Source organism: Sphingobium lactosutens DS20, assembly GCF_000445105.1.
In the GTDB taxonomy this organism is placed as follows: domain Bacteria; phylum Pseudomonadota; class Alphaproteobacteria; order Sphingomonadales; family Sphingomonadaceae; genus Sphingobium; species Sphingobium lactosutens.
The window spans coordinates 221,349-239,428 of record NZ_ATDP01000101.1 but is presented as its reverse complement, the minus strand read 5'-3'; the positions used below and the strand labels follow the sequence as shown (position 1 = coordinate 239,428).

At 61.0% G+C, this 18,080-nt stretch carries 14 protein-coding genes and 1 pseudogene; 7 read left to right on the top strand and 8 right to left on the bottom strand.

Going from position 1 to position 18,080, the window contains the following annotated elements; genetic code table 11:
- Positions 1–48 precede the first annotated feature (48 nt).
- Positions 49–960, bottom strand: coding sequence for a sulfate adenylyltransferase subunit CysD (cysD, locus tag RLDS_RS46915; protein ID WP_021227380.1), 912 nt, complete (start codon positions 958–960; stop codon positions 49–51).
- A gap of 85 nt (positions 961–1,045) precedes the next feature.
- On the opposite strand from cysD, the gene RLDS_RS46910 reads away from it, so the two are divergent.
- Together RLDS_RS46910 and RLDS_RS46905 are read left to right on the top strand one after the other, a co-directional pair.
- The gene (locus RLDS_RS46910) at positions 1,046–2,119 is read left to right on the top strand and encodes a helix-turn-helix transcriptional regulator (RefSeq protein WP_021227379.1); all 1,074 of its coding nucleotides are present in this window, start codon (positions 1,046–1,048) and stop codon (positions 2,117–2,119) included.
- Positions 2,120–2,156: 37 nt separating this feature from the next.
- The gene (locus RLDS_RS46905; RefSeq protein ID WP_021227378.1) at positions 2,157–3,026 is read left to right on the top strand and encodes a Rossmann-like and DUF2520 domain-containing protein; all 870 of its coding nucleotides are present in this window, start codon (positions 2,157–2,159) and stop codon (positions 3,024–3,026) included.
- Between the two features lie 21 nt (positions 3,027–3,047).
- Here the strand turns inward: RLDS_RS46905 and RLDS_RS46900 are convergent, their stop codons facing one another.
- From RLDS_RS46900 to RLDS_RS46875, 6 genes are all read right to left on the bottom strand, one after another.
- A complete protein-coding gene (locus tag RLDS_RS46900; protein ID WP_021227377.1) occupies positions 3,048–4,511 on the bottom strand; it encodes a GH1 family beta-glucosidase in 1,464 nt (487 codons plus the stop codon).
- Between the two features lie 12 nt (positions 4,512–4,523).
- The gene (locus tag RLDS_RS46895; RefSeq protein WP_021227376.1) at positions 4,524–6,860 is read right to left on the bottom strand and encodes a glycoside hydrolase family 31 protein; all 2,337 of its coding nucleotides are present in this window, start codon (positions 6,858–6,860) and stop codon (positions 4,524–4,526) included.
- A 23-nt stretch (positions 6,861–6,883) separates the two neighbouring features.
- Positions 6,884–8,428 carry an alpha-L-fucosidase gene (locus RLDS_RS46890; protein ID WP_408021186.1) on the bottom strand — a complete coding sequence of 515 codons (1,545 nt, stop codon included), beginning with the start codon at positions 8,426–8,428 and terminating at the stop codon, positions 6,884–6,886.
- Positions 8,429–8,508: 80 nt separating this feature from the next.
- Positions 8,509–9,270 (bottom strand): SGNH/GDSL hydrolase family protein, encoded by a 762-nt coding sequence (locus RLDS_RS46885; RefSeq protein ID WP_021227374.1) that lies wholly within the window; start codon positions 9,268–9,270, stop codon positions 8,509–8,511.
- Positions 9,271–9,326: 56 nt separating this feature from the next.
- Complete coding sequence (locus RLDS_RS46880) at positions 9,327–10,295, bottom strand: alpha/beta hydrolase (protein ID WP_021227373.1); 969 nt, start codon at positions 10,293–10,295, stop codon at positions 9,327–9,329.
- Complete coding sequence (locus RLDS_RS46875) at positions 10,292–11,077, bottom strand: IclR family transcriptional regulator (protein WP_021227372.1); 786 nt, start codon at positions 11,075–11,077, stop codon at positions 10,292–10,294. Before RLDS_RS46875 ends, RLDS_RS46880 begins: the two co-directional genes overlap by 4 nt.
- A gap of 242 nt (positions 11,078–11,319) precedes the next feature.
- Between RLDS_RS46875 and RLDS_RS46870 the strand changes: the two genes are divergently transcribed.
- The 5 genes and pseudogenes from RLDS_RS46870 to RLDS_RS46860 all read left to right on the top strand — a co-directional run bounded on the left by RLDS_RS46870 (position 11,320) and on the right by RLDS_RS46860 (position 17,386).
- Positions 11,320–14,013: a TonB-dependent receptor gene (locus tag RLDS_RS46870; protein WP_031298681.1), complete on the top strand. Its 2,694-nt coding sequence runs from the start codon at positions 11,320–11,322 to the stop codon at positions 14,011–14,013.
- Positions 14,014–14,199: 186 nt separating this feature from the next.
- Positions 14,200–15,105 (top strand): annotated as a pseudogene (locus tag RLDS_RS0128610) (aldo/keto reductase); the annotation flags it as partial.
- A 12-nt stretch (positions 15,106–15,117) separates the two neighbouring features.
- Positions 15,118–15,447 carry a UxaA family hydrolase gene (locus tag RLDS_RS57305; RefSeq protein ID WP_169534112.1) on the top strand — a complete coding sequence of 110 codons (330 nt, stop codon included), beginning with the start codon at positions 15,118–15,120 and terminating at the stop codon, positions 15,445–15,447.
- A complete protein-coding gene (locus RLDS_RS46865) occupies positions 15,444–16,658 on the top strand; it encodes a UxaA family hydrolase (RefSeq protein WP_021227369.1) in 1,215 nt (404 codons plus the stop codon). The genes RLDS_RS57305 and RLDS_RS46865 overlap by 4 nt, the downstream gene beginning before the upstream one ends.
- Positions 16,655–17,386, top strand: coding sequence for an SDR family oxidoreductase (locus RLDS_RS46860; protein ID WP_021227368.1), 732 nt, complete (start codon positions 16,655–16,657; stop codon positions 17,384–17,386). Before RLDS_RS46865 ends, RLDS_RS46860 begins: the two co-directional genes overlap by 4 nt.
- Positions 17,387–17,435: 49 nt before the next feature.
- Here the strand turns inward: RLDS_RS46860 and RLDS_RS46855 are convergent, their stop codons facing one another.
- Positions 17,436–18,017 carry a hypothetical protein gene (locus RLDS_RS46855; RefSeq protein WP_021227367.1) on the bottom strand — a complete coding sequence of 194 codons (582 nt, stop codon included), beginning with the start codon at positions 18,015–18,017 and terminating at the stop codon, positions 17,436–17,438.
- Positions 18,018–18,080 lie beyond the last annotated feature (63 nt).

The window sequence follows — 18,080 nt, the reverse complement described above, 5'->3', positions numbered from 1 at the left end:
GCGCCGAAGCAAACGCGCTGTCACCCGCGCCGCGGGTGACGCGACGCATCAGAAATAGCCTTCCTGCTTCTTCTTCTCCATGCCGGCACCCCCGGCATCCTTGTCGATGGCGCGCCCCTGGCGTTCCGATGTGGTGGTCAGCAGCGTTTCCTGAATCACCTCGGGCAAGGTGCGCGCCTCGCTTTCCACCGCCCCGGTCAGCGGATAGCAGCCGAGCGTCCGGAACCGGATGGAGCGCATGACCGGCTCTTCCCCAGGTTGCAGCGGAAAACGGTCGTCGTCGACCATCAGCAACATGCCGTCACGCTCCACCGTCGGGCGCTTGTCTGCGAAATAGAGCGGCACGATCGGCACATCGTTCAAATGGATATATTGCCAGATGTCGAGTTCGGTCCAGTTGCTGATCGGGAAGACGCGGATGCTTTCGCCCTTATTCTTGCGCGCATTGTAGAGGTTCCACAATTCCGGACGCTGATTCTTGGGGTCCCATCCATGGCTGGCGGTACGGAACGAAAAAATGCGTTCCTTGGCGCGGCTCTTTTCCTCGTCACGCCGCGCGCCGCCGAAGGCCGCGTCGAAGCCATAGAGGTTGAGCGCCTGTTTCAACCCTTCAGTCTTCCACATATCGGTATGCAGCGGTCCATGGTCAAAGGGGTTGATGCCTCGGTCCTTGGCCTCCGGGTTCTGGTAGACCAGCAATTCCATCCCGCTTTCGCGCGCCATCCGGTCGCGCAATTCGTACATGGCGCGGAATTTCCAGGTGGTATCGACATGCAGCAGCGGGAAGGGCGGCGGCGAGGGGTAGAAGGCCTTGCGCGCCAGATGCAGCATCACCGCGCTGTCTTTGCCGACGGAATAGAGCATCACCGGCTTTTCCGCCTCCGACACGACTTCGCGCAGGATATGGATGCTCTCTGCTTCGAGGCGTTCCAGATGGGTCAGGGTCTTTTTATCGAGCATGGTGTCTCCACGGCAAGGACGCCCCTTTGTGGCAGCCCGCCACGCATGTTTGACCTCCCATATGGGAGTGTGGCAGGAAAAGCCCATGCGCATGATGAATACTGGCGAGGCGGACCTGCTGGCCGCGCTGCATGACGGCCTATCCGATCAGCCGCTCTGGAACCGTTTCCTGAGCCTGTTGCAAGGCGTCACGGCCGTTGTCACCGCCAGTCTGATTATACGCCCTCGCGAGGGCCCCGTGGTGCAGTTCCAAGCGGGAGAAAAGCTGCCGATAGCATGGCAAGACTATCTGACAATTGATGATGATGCAGCCCCTCACCTGAGAGAAGGACGTGTTTACACGTTTGAAGAACTAGTCCCTGGCACATTCAATACACGAACGGCCCCCATGTTGGATGGGCTTGGCATCCACCATTTGCGGACGCTGCGCGTTAGCGATGTGAATGACAGCCACGCCTGGCTGACGATCGCTGGACCCCAAGACATGGGCGCGGCAAGCGCATCCTTGCTCAGCCGGTTGGGACCGCATCTGAAGATCGCGCTCAACAATTTGGCGGCGTTGGAGCGGGAGCGACGGCGGGCATCGATCTCGTCGGACATGATCGGGCGGCTTAATTTCGGCTGGCTCACCATCGACGCGCGCTGTCGTATCATCGACCAGTCGGCCAATGTGCAGGAAATTTTCCGACGGACCGCGCTCGTGCGCCATGGTCGCTATGACAGGCTGACCTTTGCATCACCGGCGATTGAACGCGACGTAAGCGCCTTGGCAAAGGCCTTTGCCCAAGACCCCCATATCCGCCCCCGCGCCTTTCGCCTGAGCCAGGACCCGTGGATGGACATCTTCGTGACCGCTGTCCCCGATCGCCAATCCTCCGGCGCGTCGCCAGCGGTGGCGATGCTGTATCTGAGCGGTGATCGCTGGTCGCGCGACGACCGGTGTGAGCAACTCATCGACCTTTTTGATCTTTTGCCGAGCGAGGCGCGCCTCGCCTGGGCGATGGCGCAGGGCCGCAGCATTGCCGAGGCGGCGCTGGACCTTGGCCTCACCACGGAAACCGCGCGTAACTATTCGAAGAAAATATACGCCAAGACCGGCGCTGGCGGGCAGGCCGACCTAGTCCGCATCATCTTTACCAGCGTGCTGGCGATCATCTGACATCGCGCCGGCCGGGCGCCGTGCTAAAGGCAGCGCCATGACCAAAGACAGCTATCAGCGCGTGGGCATTATCGGCAGTGGGCGGGTCGCGCGCGCCATGGGCCTCGCCCTCGCGGATCAAAGCCTTCATCCGCTCTCCTTTTGGGGTCGAAACGGAGGGCGGGCGCGCACTGCCGCTGCGAGTGTGGGCGGCAGCGTCATTCATGACGCTGCTACACTGATGCAGCGCTGCGATCTGCTACTGTTGGCCGTGTCGGATGACGCCATTGGCGCGGTGGTGGAGGCCCTATCGTCATCGCCCATTCCTCCACCGGCTCCCTTTTGCATTCATCTGAGCGGCGGCAGCGGCGTCTGCGTGCTGGAGCCATTGCGGGCCGCGGGCGCGTTGACCGCAGCCATCCACCCGGTGATGACGTTCACCGGCGATCCTGCGGCAGAGGTCACGCGCATGAAGGGTGCTTCCTTTGCGATTACGGCATCTGATGCCGCCGCGTCCGAAGAGGCCCGCACTCTTGTTTCGCGGCTTGGCGGCGTGGCCGAATATGTGGAGGATGACTGCCGTCCTCTCTATCATGCTGCGTTGTCGCACGCTGCCAACCACATGGTGACTCTGCTGGCCGGCGCGATGGATGCGCTGAACGCCGCAGGCATTCAGGACCCGGCAGCGCTGCTGGCGCCCCTGGTCCGCGCGACGCTGGGCAATAGTCTGTCAAAAGGGTTCGACGCATTGTCTGGACCGCTTCTTCGCGGTGACATTCAGACGATCGATGATCATCTTGCCGCCATGACGCGGGCATGTCCTGACCTTTTGCCAGCCTATCGAGCCATGGCGACGGCGACGCTGGCGCGGATGGAGAAAAGAGACGGCCATCCCGCCAGCGATGCATTGCATGCGCTGCTGAAGTGAAAGGCGGCGCGGCCCCCGTGATCAAACCAACCTGTTGGTCCGCACCAGTTCCCGATACCAGTCCGCCGACAGTTTAGGCGTCCTTTTCTGCGTTTTGAAATCGACGTGGTGGATGCCGAACAGCTTGGTATAGCCATCCTCCCATTCGAAATTGTCCATGAGGCTCCAGACGAAATAACCCTTGATCGGCAAGCCTTCGCGCGCCGCACGCTGAAGATGCGTGATATAGTTGCGCAGATACATGACCCGGTCGGCATCATAGACGCGTCCGTCCGCTGATAGCTGATCGTCGGTCGAGCAGCCATTTTCCGAGATATACATGGCCTTGGGCTTCCACATCTCATGAATGGCGCGAATGCCCCAGTAAATGACCTCCGGGCTGACATAGAGCCAGGGGGACGCCATGCGCGGCGACTGCGGCAGTCGGGGCAATATGTCATAGCCGCCTGGCTTTGCGGTGTCGGCGCGGACGGTGTTGCCGGTGTAGACGTTGATCGACAGGAAATCGAGCGGACTGCCGATTGCCCGCATATCGCCGGCCTTGACCACAGGCGCGTCCTTGCCCTGTGCTGCAAGATAGGTGTCGCGATAGGCCCCTTCCATGATTGCGGTCAGGAACATGGCATTTTCTTCGCGCACCGCCCGCTTGACCGCCTCGATATGGTCGGTCGTCTCGATGGCGGGGACATAAATGTTGGGATTGTCGGCTATGCCGACCTGTGTGCCCGACTTGGCGGCTGCGCGGATCGCCTGCACGCCCAGCCCGTGGGCCAGAACGCCATGATGGCGCACCTGGTTGACCTCCTTCATCGGCAGCTTGAGGCCAGGCGCCTTGCCGCCGGTCATGTAGCTCAGATCGGTAAAACAGCGCAGTTCATTGACCGTCATGATATGCTTGACGCGATCGCTGAGACGCGCCGTCATATAGCTGGCATAGTCGGCAAAGGCATAGGCGGTATCCCGGTTCTGCCAACCGCCGGGCAACGCATGGGGCAAGTCCCAGTGGAACAGGGTAACATGCGGCGTGATGCCGGCGGCCAGCAAACCGTCTACCAGGCGGTCATAATAAGCCACGCCCTTGGGATTGGGTTGCCCCCTGCCATCGGGGAAGATGCGCGACCAAGCGATGGAGAAGCGATAGGCCTTGACGCCCAATGCCTTCAGAAGGGCGATATCCTCCTGATAGCGATGATAGCTGTCGCACGCGACGTCGCCGGTATCCCCATTGGCAACCTTTCCAGGCGTATGCGAAAAAATATCCCAGTTGGTGAGCCCGCGCCCATCTTCCTTGACCGCCCCTTCGATCTGATAAGCCGCGGTCGCGGCCCCCCACAGGAAATTGTCCGGGAAAGCGAGCGGATCGACACGGCCGGTCGTCGCGGCTGCGCCCGTTTGCGCGCCCGCACTGACAGATCCGGTGAGCGATGCCCCGAGCGCGGCCGCGCCCAACCCCAGGCCCAGGTCGCGACGGTTGATGCCAGTCATGCCAATAGCTCCTTATTGACCCATGATCTGGACCAGGCCCTTGATCGCCTGGCCGCTGGGTAGTGTCGTCTTGCTGCTGAGTGACCGGCTCTGGTCGTTCCAGACCAGGTCCGCCTTTATGCCGCCCTTGCGATAGGCGTTGGTCTTGCCATCGTCATCATACAGGGTGAAGCGAGCGTCCGCGCCGGGATAGACCCGGATCGCTTCGAGCGCCTGGCGTTCCGCCGTGCTTTTCACCTGAACACCCATGGGGATGATCGACCCTGCCTTTACGAAGAGCGGCATGCGATGGATCGGCGCCGCCACTTCGATCGTCTGGCCGCCTTCGTAACGCTGGTTGGTCCAATAATCATACCAGGCCGTGCCCGCCGGCAGGTAGACCGAGCGCTTTGTCTGGCCCTGCTCCGTGACCGGCGCGACCAGGAAAGCGGGGCCGAACATATATTGGTCGCCGATCGTCGCGACCTTGGGATCATTGGGAAAATCCATGAAGAGCGCGCGCATGAAGGGAGCGCCGCTGTCATAGGTGTGGCGTCCCAGCGAATAGATATAGGGCATCAATGTGTAGCGCAGCCGCAGCCAGTCCGCCAGAATCGGCTCCGCCGCCTTGCCGTAGGTCCATAGCTCCGTGTCTGGCCGCTGCCCATGGATGCGCAGGGTGGGCGTGAAGACGCTATATTGGAACCAGCGAACGAACAATTCCGGATAATCGACATAGTCCATGCCAGCAGCGGTCATGCCGGCGGGATCGATCAACACGGGCGCCTGCGGTGGCGGACCCTTGGGCCATTGCCATCCGCCGATATCGCTACCCCAGTAGGCCAGGCCGGACGCGGTATAATTGAGCCCGGTCGGCACCTGTCGCCGCAACGCTTCCCAGGTCGATTTGACGTCCGAAGACCAGAACAGCCCGCCATTGCGCTGGGCGCCAAGATAAGCGGCGCGCGCCAGGATCATGTTGCGGAAATCGGGGCGATCGCGGGCGGATCCTTCGGCGACGCCACCTGTATGAACCAGTGGGAAGAGATTGCGGTAGCGGTCGCCCGAGCCGATCGAGAAGAAATAGCCCTCCGGGATCACATCCGGTTCGGTTTCGTCCAGCCACAGCCAGTCAAAGCCTTCAGACAGGATATTGTTGCGGATCTTGCTCCAGAACCAGGCGCGTGCCTCAGGGTTCGTGCTGTCGATCAGCGCACCGGCCCGGTCATAGCGAACGGGCAGGCCATCGACCGGATTGCCGTCCTTGTCCTTGAGCAGCCATCCCTTCGCCGCCAGCATGTCGAAATAGCGGGATTCCCGTTCGAAACGCGGCCACACACTGATGATAGAGCGCATCCCCATGGCGTTGAGCTGATCGTTCATCCCCCGCGGATCGGGAAAATAGGTGCGGTCGATGTCCAGTTGCCCCATGCGGGTCCAATAGAACCAGTCAAGCACCATCACGTCGAGCGGATAGCCCCGGTCGCGATAGCCCTTGGCGACGTCGAGCAATTCCTGCTGGCTTTCGTAGCGCGCCTTGCTTTGGATGAGGCCGAAGCCCGCCTTGGGCGGCAATGGGGTTTCACCGGTCAGCTTGGCATAGCCGGCGTAGATGTCGTCGGTGGTGGTGCCGGAAATGACGAAGAAGGACACGCGTTCGCCGACCTGGCTCTGCCAATGGGTGCTGCTGTGCAAACCCGGCCATATCAGCGTGCGTGCCGGATTGTCCCAGACGATGCCATAGCCCTTGTTCGTGACCATGAACGGTACACAGACGGTCTCGCCCGCCGGTGCGTCATAATAATGTTTGCAATCGATCTCTCGCCCCTTGAGGTCGAGCATACCCTCCTGATTTTGTCCCAGCCCATAATAATGTTCGTCGGCCGGGGCGTCGAAGCTGGCGCCGACCTTGAAGGTCTGCTCGCCATTCACGCTGTGCGGCGCCATTTCCCAACCCGTCATTTTTGTCAGCAGCCTGCCTTGCGCATCATGGACGGACAGGGTGACAGGCGGCAGCGACGGCGCGAAATAGCGGTCCATCTGTGATGGCGCTTTAGGCCAGGGTTGGGGATCGACGGTGACGGTCAGCGCGGAAGACCGAAAAATATCCGCGCCCCCGTCATTGCTGTGCGTCCAGCCATTGGCGTTTGATTGTGCGATCGGTCCGGGTCCGGGGGGCGCCTCTGCCAGCGCCTTGTCGAGTGCAATCGTCACGCGCACGATGTTGGGCGCATATGGTTCGATTGCGACGCGGCTGCCATGGCGGTCGAGCAACGCCATGGGTTCGGCGATTGCGGGCGCGCTCAGACCCATGCCGGACACGCCCAGCATCATCGCAACCAGTGCGGCCCTCAAAGCTTTTTTTGTCATCCCTCTCTATCCCTGTAATGATGTTAAACCAGGCCTCTGCCCTCGATGCGGACGGCGGGCACGAAACCCGTGTCGCGCGGCATGTCGAGATGCAGCCCGGCTGGATCCTGCCGGTGGGGCAGTACGCCGCCACCCAACAGCGTCACCCTGTCGACTTGGCCTGCCGCAAGATCCCGCGCCAGTGAGCGGATAGTCGTAGGTCCGCTGGCCCGGCCCAGGAACAGAGCATACAGAGCGCCCTTGTTCGTTGTGAACCGGATGTCTCGTGCCGTGAAAGGCTTGGCCTTTTCTTCATTCTGCATTCCTGCGATCAGCCGCGTCGGCCCTTCGCCGTAGCGACGCCATGGCCGCGATCCGAAGATCGCTTCGGCGCCATGGATCATCCATGATGCCATGCCATCCAGGATTTTCTCTTCTTCGCTGTCGATGGAGCCGTCGCCGGGTTGGGGGATGGACAGGAGGAGATTGCCGTTCTTCGATACCACGTCGGCCAGGCGCTGAATCACATCTTCGGCTGTCTTGTAGCTTTTGTCGGTCAGACGCGCGATATTGTAGAACCAGTCGCCGATACAGGTATCGGTCTGCCACGGCTCTTCCCACAGATGATCGGTAAAGCCGCGCTCAACATCTTCAACCATGGCGAAACGCGCACGGGGTTTCAGTTTCTTGCCCGTCAGCACGACGTCGATGTCGCCATGCCACTGTATCGAACGGTTGTAATAGTCGGCCGCCGCCTGCAGCCCAACCGGTCCGAATGGCAGTTCGTGATCGTCCATGTAGACGATGTCGGGCTTATATTTGTCGATCAGGTCGGTCTGGCGCAGCAACCAGCGGGTGACATAGGCCCGATCATCCTTGGGGCCGCTTTCGATCCACTGGCCATTATGCCTGTCGTGCCAGGCATTCATCGCCTCGATCGTGTCGATCCCGTCGGGCAGCACCCTATGCCCGCCAGTATAAAGTTGCTGCGGGTCCAGCCCCTCCCACCATTGTCCCTTGCCGTCGTCAGCGCGCAGGCGGAAGGCGTCGTACCGTTCCCCTTTTTTCGGGCCGACCGGATCATAGCCATAGGCTGGCTGATACCAGTGCCACGCATGGGCGGCATGATTGGACACGCCGAATTTCAAACCCGCCCGTCGCGCCGCTTTCTCCCAGATGCCGACCACATCCATTTTCGGCCCAACCCGCAGGCTGTTCCACGCGTGGTAGCGGCTGTCGTAACAATCCAGATTGTCATGATGACAGGCCAGGGCCATGAAATAACGCGCACCAGCCCTCTGATAGCGTGCGATCAGTGCGTCAGGATCCCACTTTTCCGCCTTCCAGAGATTCTGGATGTCCTTCATTCCCGCAACCGACGGGTGGCCGTAGGTCTTGATGTGATGCAGATACATCGGGTGGCCCTGCATATACATGAAGCGGCCATACCAGTCGCCCTGCTGCGGCACGGACTGCGGACCCCAATGCGACCATAGCCCCAGCTTTGCATCGCGAAACCAGTCCGGGTAGCGATAGTGGCTGACCAGGGAGTCCCAGGTAGGACGCACCGGCCCGGCTGCCATGCCCATCGGGCTGGCGGCGTGGGCCGCGCGCGCAAGGCCCAGCGCCGCAGCGCCGGCCAAAAATGATCGCCGGCTGTGGTTCGGTATCACTTCCCTTTCAACGCGCTGGCGATGGCGGCCAGAGCCAGCGGTCGCATGATGGCATAGCCTGCCTTCGTCGGATGGACGCCGTCGCTCGACAGGCCAGGCTTCATCGCGCCGTCGGGCTGCGCCATCGCGCTGTGATAGTCAACGAAGGTGAACCGGTTGGCACGCGCATAATCGGCCAGCCAGCGATTGATCTGGGCGATCTGCGCTGCGGGCTTCATGTCCGGGCTCCAGGGAAATGCGGCGGCCGGCGGGACGGAAGCGATGATGACCTTGATGCCGTGGACGCGGGCCAGTTCGGCCATGGACTGGACATGCCCGAGCACCGTTTCCATCGTCGCGGCGCCGGTATTGCCGGCAATGTCGTTGGTCATCGCCATGATATGCACCGCCTGCGGCTTTAGCGCGATTACGTCGTCGCGAAACCGGACCAGCATCTGCGCGGTCGTCTGGCCGCTGATTCCCCGATCGACAAGTCCATTGGTGAACATGGACGGATCTTCGTTGATCCAGTTGTCAGTGATGGAATCGCCCATGAAGACGACCCGGACGGGTTTCCCGGCAATCGACCGATTCTCAGCGGCGTAGCGGCAATGCTGGCCAAAATCGCGGGTCAGCATATGCAGGTTCCACATTGACCATCCGGCCTTGTCCGAGGGTTTGGGGTGAACAGGGCAGGGATCAACAACGATCCCGACGGGATCGCTGGCATGAGGATCACCGGGCACCTTCGTTTCAGCATCGGACGGCGCGCTCATCATTATGCAACAGCTGAGCAAGACCAATGCTAGGGCATGTCGAAGATCGGGCAGACGGGTCATCGTTGGAGCGTCCCCTGGCTAGTCATGAATGTGGCGAACAGCGCCGGCCAGGCCGCTGCCTGCTTCTCCTTGGGCAGGCGTACGCCAAAACCATGCCCGCCATCCTGGAAGATGTGAAGCGCTACCGGACGCTTGGCGGCCTCCATGGCTTGAAACAGGGCAATGCTGTTTGCCGGGGGCACCAGTCCATCGTCGCAGGCATGAACCAGAAACAGCGGCGGTGTGCTCGCGCCGACCCGTCGCTCGACGGATCGTCTCCTTCTGGCCATTTCCGATGCGTCTGGACCAAGCAGATTGTCCCGCGATCCGCCATGGGTGAAGGCAGCGTCCAGGCTGACGACGGGATAGATAAGGCCCGCGATATCGGGCCGGGCAGGTTGGCGATCGGCAGCATCCACGGGGGCATAGACGGGTTCGGAGTGACGGGTGGCGAGGGAGCCTGCCAAGTGGCCGCCAGCGGAGAAACCCAAAATTCCGATCCGATCTTTGTCTACGCCGAACGCGACAGCGCGCGCCCGTATCACGCGCATTGCCCTTTGCGCGTCCTGCAAGGGAACATCCTCGCGTCCGGACCAGCCTTCACCCGGCAAACGATAGAGCAGGATGAAGGCGGTGATGCCAATCGCGTTCAGCCAGTCGGCTTGGCTTGCGCCTTCATTGTCATAGGACAAAAAGCCATATCCGCCGCCTGGCATGACCAGCATGGCAGCGCCATTGGGCCTGGCGGGGCGGCGCACGATCATAACCGGCCGTGCGATGCCGGTTATGAAACGGTCGGGATGCGTAGGGTCCTTGGACTGATCCTCCGCCTTGCGAATTATACGCGTGCCAGTGTCTCCGGGGGGAGGCCCCGGCCACAGTTCGAGCATTTCGTCCTGCGGCTTGATCTCAGCACGCGCGGCCGCTGATAGCGTAGCCAGACCTGCCGCCCCCATGATGGCGGACCGGCGGTTGAGTTGCTTCATATGTCTTTCTCCTGTCGGGGCGATGGGGTCGCCACGATCGGTGACAGGGCAGCACCGATGACCTGCGCCGCTTCGCGTACCAGCGCGCTGCATTCCTCTAGCGTTGCGTCATTGGCCGGGCCGTCGGCATAGGGGATGGTGAGGGCGGCGCGGGCGACATTGCCAACCAGAATGGGCGCGGAGAGGTCAATGATGCCGGTGAGCAATGGACTTGGTGCATTGGCGCCCCCTGCGGCGACGGTGGCGTCGAGCTGCTCGATCAGGGCTTGCGTATCAAAAGTCCCATCGGCCGCTTCTACCGCCTTCAGCATCGCTGCGCGGGACTGGGGCGACTGAAAGGCCAGCAGAATACGTCCTGAGTTGGACCGGTTGAGCGGCCGGCGATAGCCAACCCGCACGGCAAACCCCGATAGGCCAGGCGCCTCGATCGCGATGATGACGACCATCTCAGCGCCGGATGCAACCGCAAGGTGACAGCTTTGCCCCGATGTCCGCGCCAGCTCCTGCATGACGGGCAGCGCCGTTGAGGCCAGATCCCGAATAGGAGGCTGGCTCATGCCCAAGGCGAACAGACGATTAGTAAGGCGATAGCCATCTTCGGCGCGCGCAATATAGCCATGCTCTTCCAGCACCTGGAGCATTCGAAAAATCTCGCTGACGGATCGTCCCAGCGCTGTTGAAATGTCGGACATGATCAGCGGCTTAGGGGCAGCGGCGAGAAGCTCGATGATCTCCAGCCCTTTTTTCAACGCCGGGGCCTGATAGCGCGCTTTTCCTGTCATATTTCTCCCCTCCAGCTCGACAGGCTGCCGGCCGCCGCAGCAACGCGCTATGCCAAACGCAGATATAAAATCAATTTTTATATTTCATAATTCATATTGTCGCGGTATGAGAGTGTCAAGTTGTTAGCGCTCTCATGCGCTGCGGTGACGAAAGCAATGATTGGTTTCGCCCTTATATGCGGCGCGACTCAATGAAGGCCTGATGGATCAGGCACGGGAGAGGAAGGGGTTCCATGTCCTACATGAAATATGCGCCGCGTCGCGCGGCATTATTGGCTGGCATTTCGATTGCCACCCTGACGATCGCCGGTCAGGCGTCGGCGCAAGATGCGGCGTCCATGCCGCAGGAAGCCACTGCCGAAGAAGGCAACGCGATCGTCGTCACCGGGGTGCGCGCCAGTTTGTCGAGCGCCCAGTCCATCAAACGCAATTCCGACGTGATCGTCGATTCCATCGTGGCCGAAGACATCGGCAAGCTGCCCGATCGCAACGTCGCAGAGGCACTGCAGCGTATTCCCGGCATCCAGGTCCAGCGGCAATATGGCGAGGGCAGTTCGGTTGCGATCCGCGGCTTGACGCAGGTGCGTACTGAACTCAATGGCCGCGACATCTTCACCGCCAGCGGTGCCAACCAGCTCAGCCTGGAGGATATTCCCTCCGAACTGCTGGCTGGAATAGACGTCTATAAAAATCCCTCGGCCGATCAGATCGAAGATCAGTTGTCCGGCACGATCAATTTTCGCACCCGCAAGCCGTTCGACTTCGATGGGTTCAAGGCCGCGGCAACGCTGACCCAGAGTCATTTCGATCTTGTCGACAAGTTCAAGCCCTCCGCCTCGCTGCTGTTGAGCGACCGCTGGGACACGGGCATTGGTGAAATCGGCGTCCTTGCCAGCATGTCCTATCAGAAGACTGCATTCCGCCAGGATACAATTTCCACCGAACCATTTTATACGCTTGATCCAAGCAATGAATCGGACGCCGCCGTGCTGGCGACGCTTGGGCGTACGGGTCAGGCGACAACCCTGCCTCATGGCACGGGTATCGGCCAGGTATTCGGCGATCGGCGGAGACTTGGTATGGACTTCGCGGTGCAATGGCGACCCAGCGATACGCTGGAATTGACGGCCGAGGTTTTCCGTTCGGATTACAAGTTCCGTTTGGACGACTACAGCTTCTTCGCCTACACATCGACCAGCGCCATCATTCCGCAACCGGGCGCACCCTTCAGCTACGCCGATAATGGCGATTTCCAGAGTGGCACCTTCATAGACCTGCCGATCGGCGACAATACCAGCGCGCAAACCCGTCGGTCGAAAACCACCGATTATTCGCTGAATCTGAAATGGGAGCCGACTGCCAATCTGACGGTCCGGGCGGATGGCCAATATGTGGACGCGACGACGCGCAATCTCCGCTCCATATTTGGTTTGAATGGCACCGCCGATACGCTCTACCAGGATATTTCCGGTTCGGTGCCAGTCGTGAATATCACCGCATCCAACGGGCTGGCGAACGTCGCTACCTATAATAGCGCCTTTTATCTCGACAATCTCAATGAGTCCAAGGCGTCGGACAAGGTGGGCAGGCTCGATGCGGAATATCGCTTCGACGGGGGCATTTTGTCTTCGATCAAGGCGGGCGTGCGTTATGGCGACCGACGCAACAAGACGATCGACACCGGCTATCGCTACACCGGCCTGTCGAGCATCCCCACGCAACTCGAAACAGTCAATCTGGATGACTTTTTTCGCGGCGACGCTGACTTGTTTGGGGACATCATCGCCTTCCAGCGCGGAATCATCCAAAATTATCAGCAGACGCTAGATGTGCTCGGGATAGACGGCCCGCCGGCCTATGTGCAGAGTGGCACCAACCAACAGCGGCAGAAAAGCTATGCCGGCTATGCGACCGCCTTCTTCAAGACCGATCCGGTCGACGGCAATGTCGGCGTTCGCGTGGTGCGCACCAATCTGGACGTGTCGGGCTATTATCAGCAGACGCCGATCATCATAGGTGACGACGGCACGGAAACCACTGGTCCTACGGTCTTCAACCCGATTGCGGTGTCGCAAAGCTATACCTCGGTTTTGCCAAGCCTCAATCTTCGCGTTCATCTGGCCGACGATCTTCAACTGCGCTTCGCGGCGGCCAAGAATATCGCGCGGCCCAGCTTCACCCAGCTTAACCCCAGCCTGACACTGACCGAGCCGGGAAGCGCTCAGCAGGATCAGGTGCACACAGCTTCGGGCGGCAATCCCAATCTCAAGCCGATGAAATCCGACAATCTCGATGTGTCGCTGGAATGGTATTTCTCACGCACCGGCTCCCTGACGGCAGCGGCTTTCTACAAGCGCATCAAAAATTACATCCAGACCGCGGTGTCGACGCGCACAGTCACCTTCGACAACGGCAACAGCTATGATTATGAAGTAACGTCCTACAACAATGTCGCGACAGGCAAGGTGAAGGGCGTTGAATTGGCCTATCAGCAATTTTTCGACTTCCTGCCTGGGCCTTTAAGCGGCTTGGGCATGCAGGCCAATTTCACCTATGTCGATTCGAAAGCGCCGTCTCCGGCGACGGCCGGTCCCGTCACCAATGTCCCGCTCGAACTGCTGTCGAAATATAATTATAACCTCGTCGGGATATACGAACTGGGCGGAGTATCCGCGCGCGTAGCCTATAATTGGCGCAGCAAATATGTCGTGACTACGGCGGGGAACGGGACTGGCAATCTGCCGATCTTCAACAAACCCTTCGGTCAGCTTGATGCGTCTATAACCTATAATGTCACGCCGGAGTTCGCTCTCACGGTGGATGGCGTCAACTTGGCCAATGCGCGCCGGTCGACCTATTTCGGCATCGATACCCGTCCTCGCGATGTGGTGGTCAACGACCGCCGTATCAGCTTGACTGCCAGGATCACCTATTGACTCGGTTCAGCCATCGATCTGCTTGGGGAATGGGCGCGTGCAATAGCATCGCCGCGCTCATTCCGCCGCCGTCCGTCGCGAGCCAACTTCGCACGGCGTGGCTTGAGGAGCTTTGGGTGCCGTGATCTTAGGCTTCAGTCTTAGGCTCCTGCGGTGATCGGAGCGCCTGCTCTGCCCCGGCTTGGCATGGGCACAGCGCCCATCGGCAATTTGTATCGGCGCGTTTCCGATGCAGAAGCCCGCGCGACCCTCGACGCGGCGTGGGACGCGGGGTTCCGCTATTATGACTGCGCGCCCCATTATGGTTTTGGACTAGCGGAGCGTCGGCTGGGCGCCATGCTGGCGGATCGGGACCCGGCGGCGGGTGCGCTGATATCCACCAAGGTCGGGCGGATCCTGGTGCCGACGCAAGCGCGGGGGGAGCGGCATGGGTTTGTCGATGCCGACCCGTTTCAGCCCGTTTTCGACTATGGCGCCGATGCCATCCATGCGTCTTTCGCGGATAGCTGCCGGCGGCTGCGGCGCGACCATATCGACCTGTTACTGGCCCATGATCTGGGGCAGCTGACGCATGGCGACGCCCATGCCATGCATCTACGCCGTTTCCTTGATAGCGGCTACCGCGCCATGCGCGACCTGCGCGACAGCGGCGCGGTACGGGCCATCGGCATCGGCGTCAACGAAGTCGCCATCTGCGATACGGTGCTCGACCATGTCGAACTGGACGTAATCTTGCTGGCCGGGCGCTATAGTTTGCTGGACCGCAGCGCGGTTCGCCTGCTGGATCGTTGCGCCGAGAAGGGCGTTCGGCTGATCGTCGGTGGGCCCTATAACAGCGGCATCCTGGCGCAGGACCTGACCATGTCGGCAAGGTTCGATTATGCCAAGGCGGATGAAGCGGTGCTGCGACGCGCTCGCAAGCTTGCTGATGTCTGCGCGCGATTTGGCGTATCGTTGCCGGCTGCTGCCCTGCAATTTCCGCTTCGCCATCCACAAGTCGCCTGCGTCATACCGGGGCTGGTGGGGATCAGCCAGGTCGCCGACACGATAGACCGTTTTGGCGCGTCTATCCCGGATGCGCTGTGGCATGCGCTGGATGCGATGATGGATACGGTCCCTGCGGTTTCGCTCCAGGCCGATGCGCGATTGCTGCTGCTGCATCCCGACGACAATGTGCTCATTTGCGTTCGCGCGATCCAGGCCGGCGATATAGTGGCGGCGTCAGGCGGGAGCATTCCGGCGCGCGAGGGCATTGCAATTGGTCACAAGATCGCCCGACATGCATTGGCCGCTGGCGACAAGGTCATCAAATATGGCGCGCCGATCGGCTCGATGACCATCGAGGCCGCGGCGGGGGATTGGGTCCACATGCACAATATGAAAAGCGATTATATAAGCACCCACAGCCGCGCAGGTCGGGACATGCAGCCATGATCCACGGCTGGCTGCGGCAGGACGGGCGCAAGGGCATTCGGAATATCGTCGCGGTCGCCTATCTGGTTGAATGCGCCCACCATGTCGCGCGGCGGATCGTCGACAGGATTGATGATCCCGACGTCCACCTGATCGGCTTTCCGGGCTGTTATCCCAACGCCTATGCCGCCAAGGTGATGGAAGCGATCGCCACCCATCCCAATGTCGGCGGGATGGTGATCGTGTCGCTGGGATGCGAAAGCTTCAATCGGGAAAGGTTGGTGGCCGCCGCCCTTGCCAGCGGCCGGCCCGCCGAATTGCTAGTGATACAGGAAACCGGTGGCACGGCGGCAACAATCACCGCGGGGATTCAGGCCGTGGAACGCGCACGCGCGCAAATCGCAGATGACGTCCGCGTGCCCATGATGGTCGATGAGCTGGTTGTCGGCACTATTTGCGGCGGGTCTGACGGCACGAGCGGCATCACCGCCAATCCGGCAGTCGGCCGTGCCTTCGATCGGCTGGTGGCACAAGGCGCTGCCTGTATCTTTGAGGAAACGGGCGAGTTGGTTGGATGCGAAACGATCATGGCCAGCCGGGCGGTGACACCTGCGCTCGCGACGGCGATTAAAGCCTGTGTGCGAAAGGCGGAGCGTTACTACAGCATCATGGGCTTTGGCAGCTTTGCGCCGGGCAATGCGGAAGGCGGCCTGACGACACAGGAAGAAAAATCGATGGGCGCCTATTCCAAATCGGGATCTTCGCCGATCGATGGGATTTTGACGCCGGGCGACGTTCCGCCTGCTGGTGGGCTCTATCTGCTCGATGTCGTGCCCGACGGAGAGCCGCGCTTTGGCTTTCCCAACATCTCCGACAATGCCGAAATCGTCGAGTTGATCGCCTGTGGCTGCCATCTCACCTTATTCACCACCGGTCGTGGCTCAGTGGTCGGTTCCGCAATCTCCCCAGTCATCAAAATATGCGCCAACCCCGACACAGCCCGGCGTCTTGCCGCGGACATGGACATCGACGCCGGCCGGATATTGGAAGGCGACGCCAGCCTCGATCAGGTCGGGGCGGAAATCTACGACCGTGTGATGGCGGTCGCCGGCGGGGCGCGCAGCGTATCGGAATCGCTTGGTCACCGGGAGTTTATTCTGACCTATAAGGCGTTCGATCCGATCGGCCCGGACTGCCTTCCAGGCCGCGCCTCTTCGGGCATATCGGCGTGACGGGGCGGCTGTCGGGAAAGGTCGCACTGGTAACGGCAGCGGCGCGCGGCATCGGCCGGGCGACCGCCGAACGCTTCGTGCGCGAAGGCGCGACCGTCATCGCGACCGACCGGGATCTGGCGGCGCTTGCAGGACTGGACGGCTGCGATAGGCGGCTGCTCGACGTAACCGATCGCCCGGCGGTCGAAGCATTGGCGAAGGATTTGGGCGCCATCGATGTCCTCGCCAATATCGCTGGCGTCGTGCATTCGGGCACCATCCTGGATTGTTCCGATCAGGACTGGGACGCTGCCCTTCTACTTAACATGACGGGTATGTTTCATACCATCCGGGCCTTTCTACCCGGCATGCTGGACAAAGGCGCTGGGGCCATCGTCAACATGGCATCGATCGCCAGTTCGGTGAAGGGCATCCCCGATCGCTTTGCCTATGGCGCGACCAAGGCCGGCGTCATCGGCCTGACCAAGTCCGTTGCCGCCGACTTTGTGGGGCAGGGGATACGCTGCAATTGCATCTGTCCCGGTACAGTGGACACGCCATCCCTGCAGCAACGATTGCGCGACACGGGCGACTATGACACGGCCCATGCTGCATTTGTGTCGCGTCAGTCAATGGGTCGGCTCGGAAGCGCGGAAGAAATCGCCGCGCTCGCTCTTTATCTGGCCAGCGATGAGGCAGCTTTTACTACCGGCGCGGTCCATGTGATAGACGGCGGCTGGGTGACGTAGCTCTGGAACGGGCTGTTGCTTGTCCATGTTGAAGGCGCAATGTCGCCGCTTAATGCGCGAACAGATCACCCTGTTTCGACCGGGCAGGCGTGTTGGGATGAGGCGGTATCGCCCGCCCGCTGATCAATGCCCTTGCGCATCCGGCCAATGTATAGACGGCCTGACGCTGCGCACCCCGATTGAGATGATCCACGCGATAGCCCTGATAGTGGCGTTTGAGCAGCCCAGCCTTTACCAGTTCGGATGCAGCGCGGCTCAGATTTGTTTTTCCTGATGCGCGGACGCGCCTGCGCACTTCGTCAGACAATATCTGCGCATCCTTTGGTGCTTCGCCCGTCAGATCGCCGTTTTTCTCCATCTCCTCACGCACGCGCTCGACCAATGCGAGGCGACGCGGGTCGCGCTGTCCCATGGGCGTCAACGCATCGCAGAGCCAGTCCCGCAGCGGGACCAGCGCTTCGTTCACCTTGACCAACGGGCCAGCGCTGCCATCGGGTCGGGCCACATCCGCGATGAGCGTCAGCAGCATGAAGGCGTAACGCGGACGGGAACAGCAATGCGACAGCTGGTCAAGCAGTCTCGAAATATCGCTGCCGCCGGTGAGCGGGGAGGGGCGGGGAGGATGAAACATAAGGTGAATCAAGCACAGAGAGGGCCGAATGTGAATCCGCTTTTTGCCAGATCCTCTATTTTG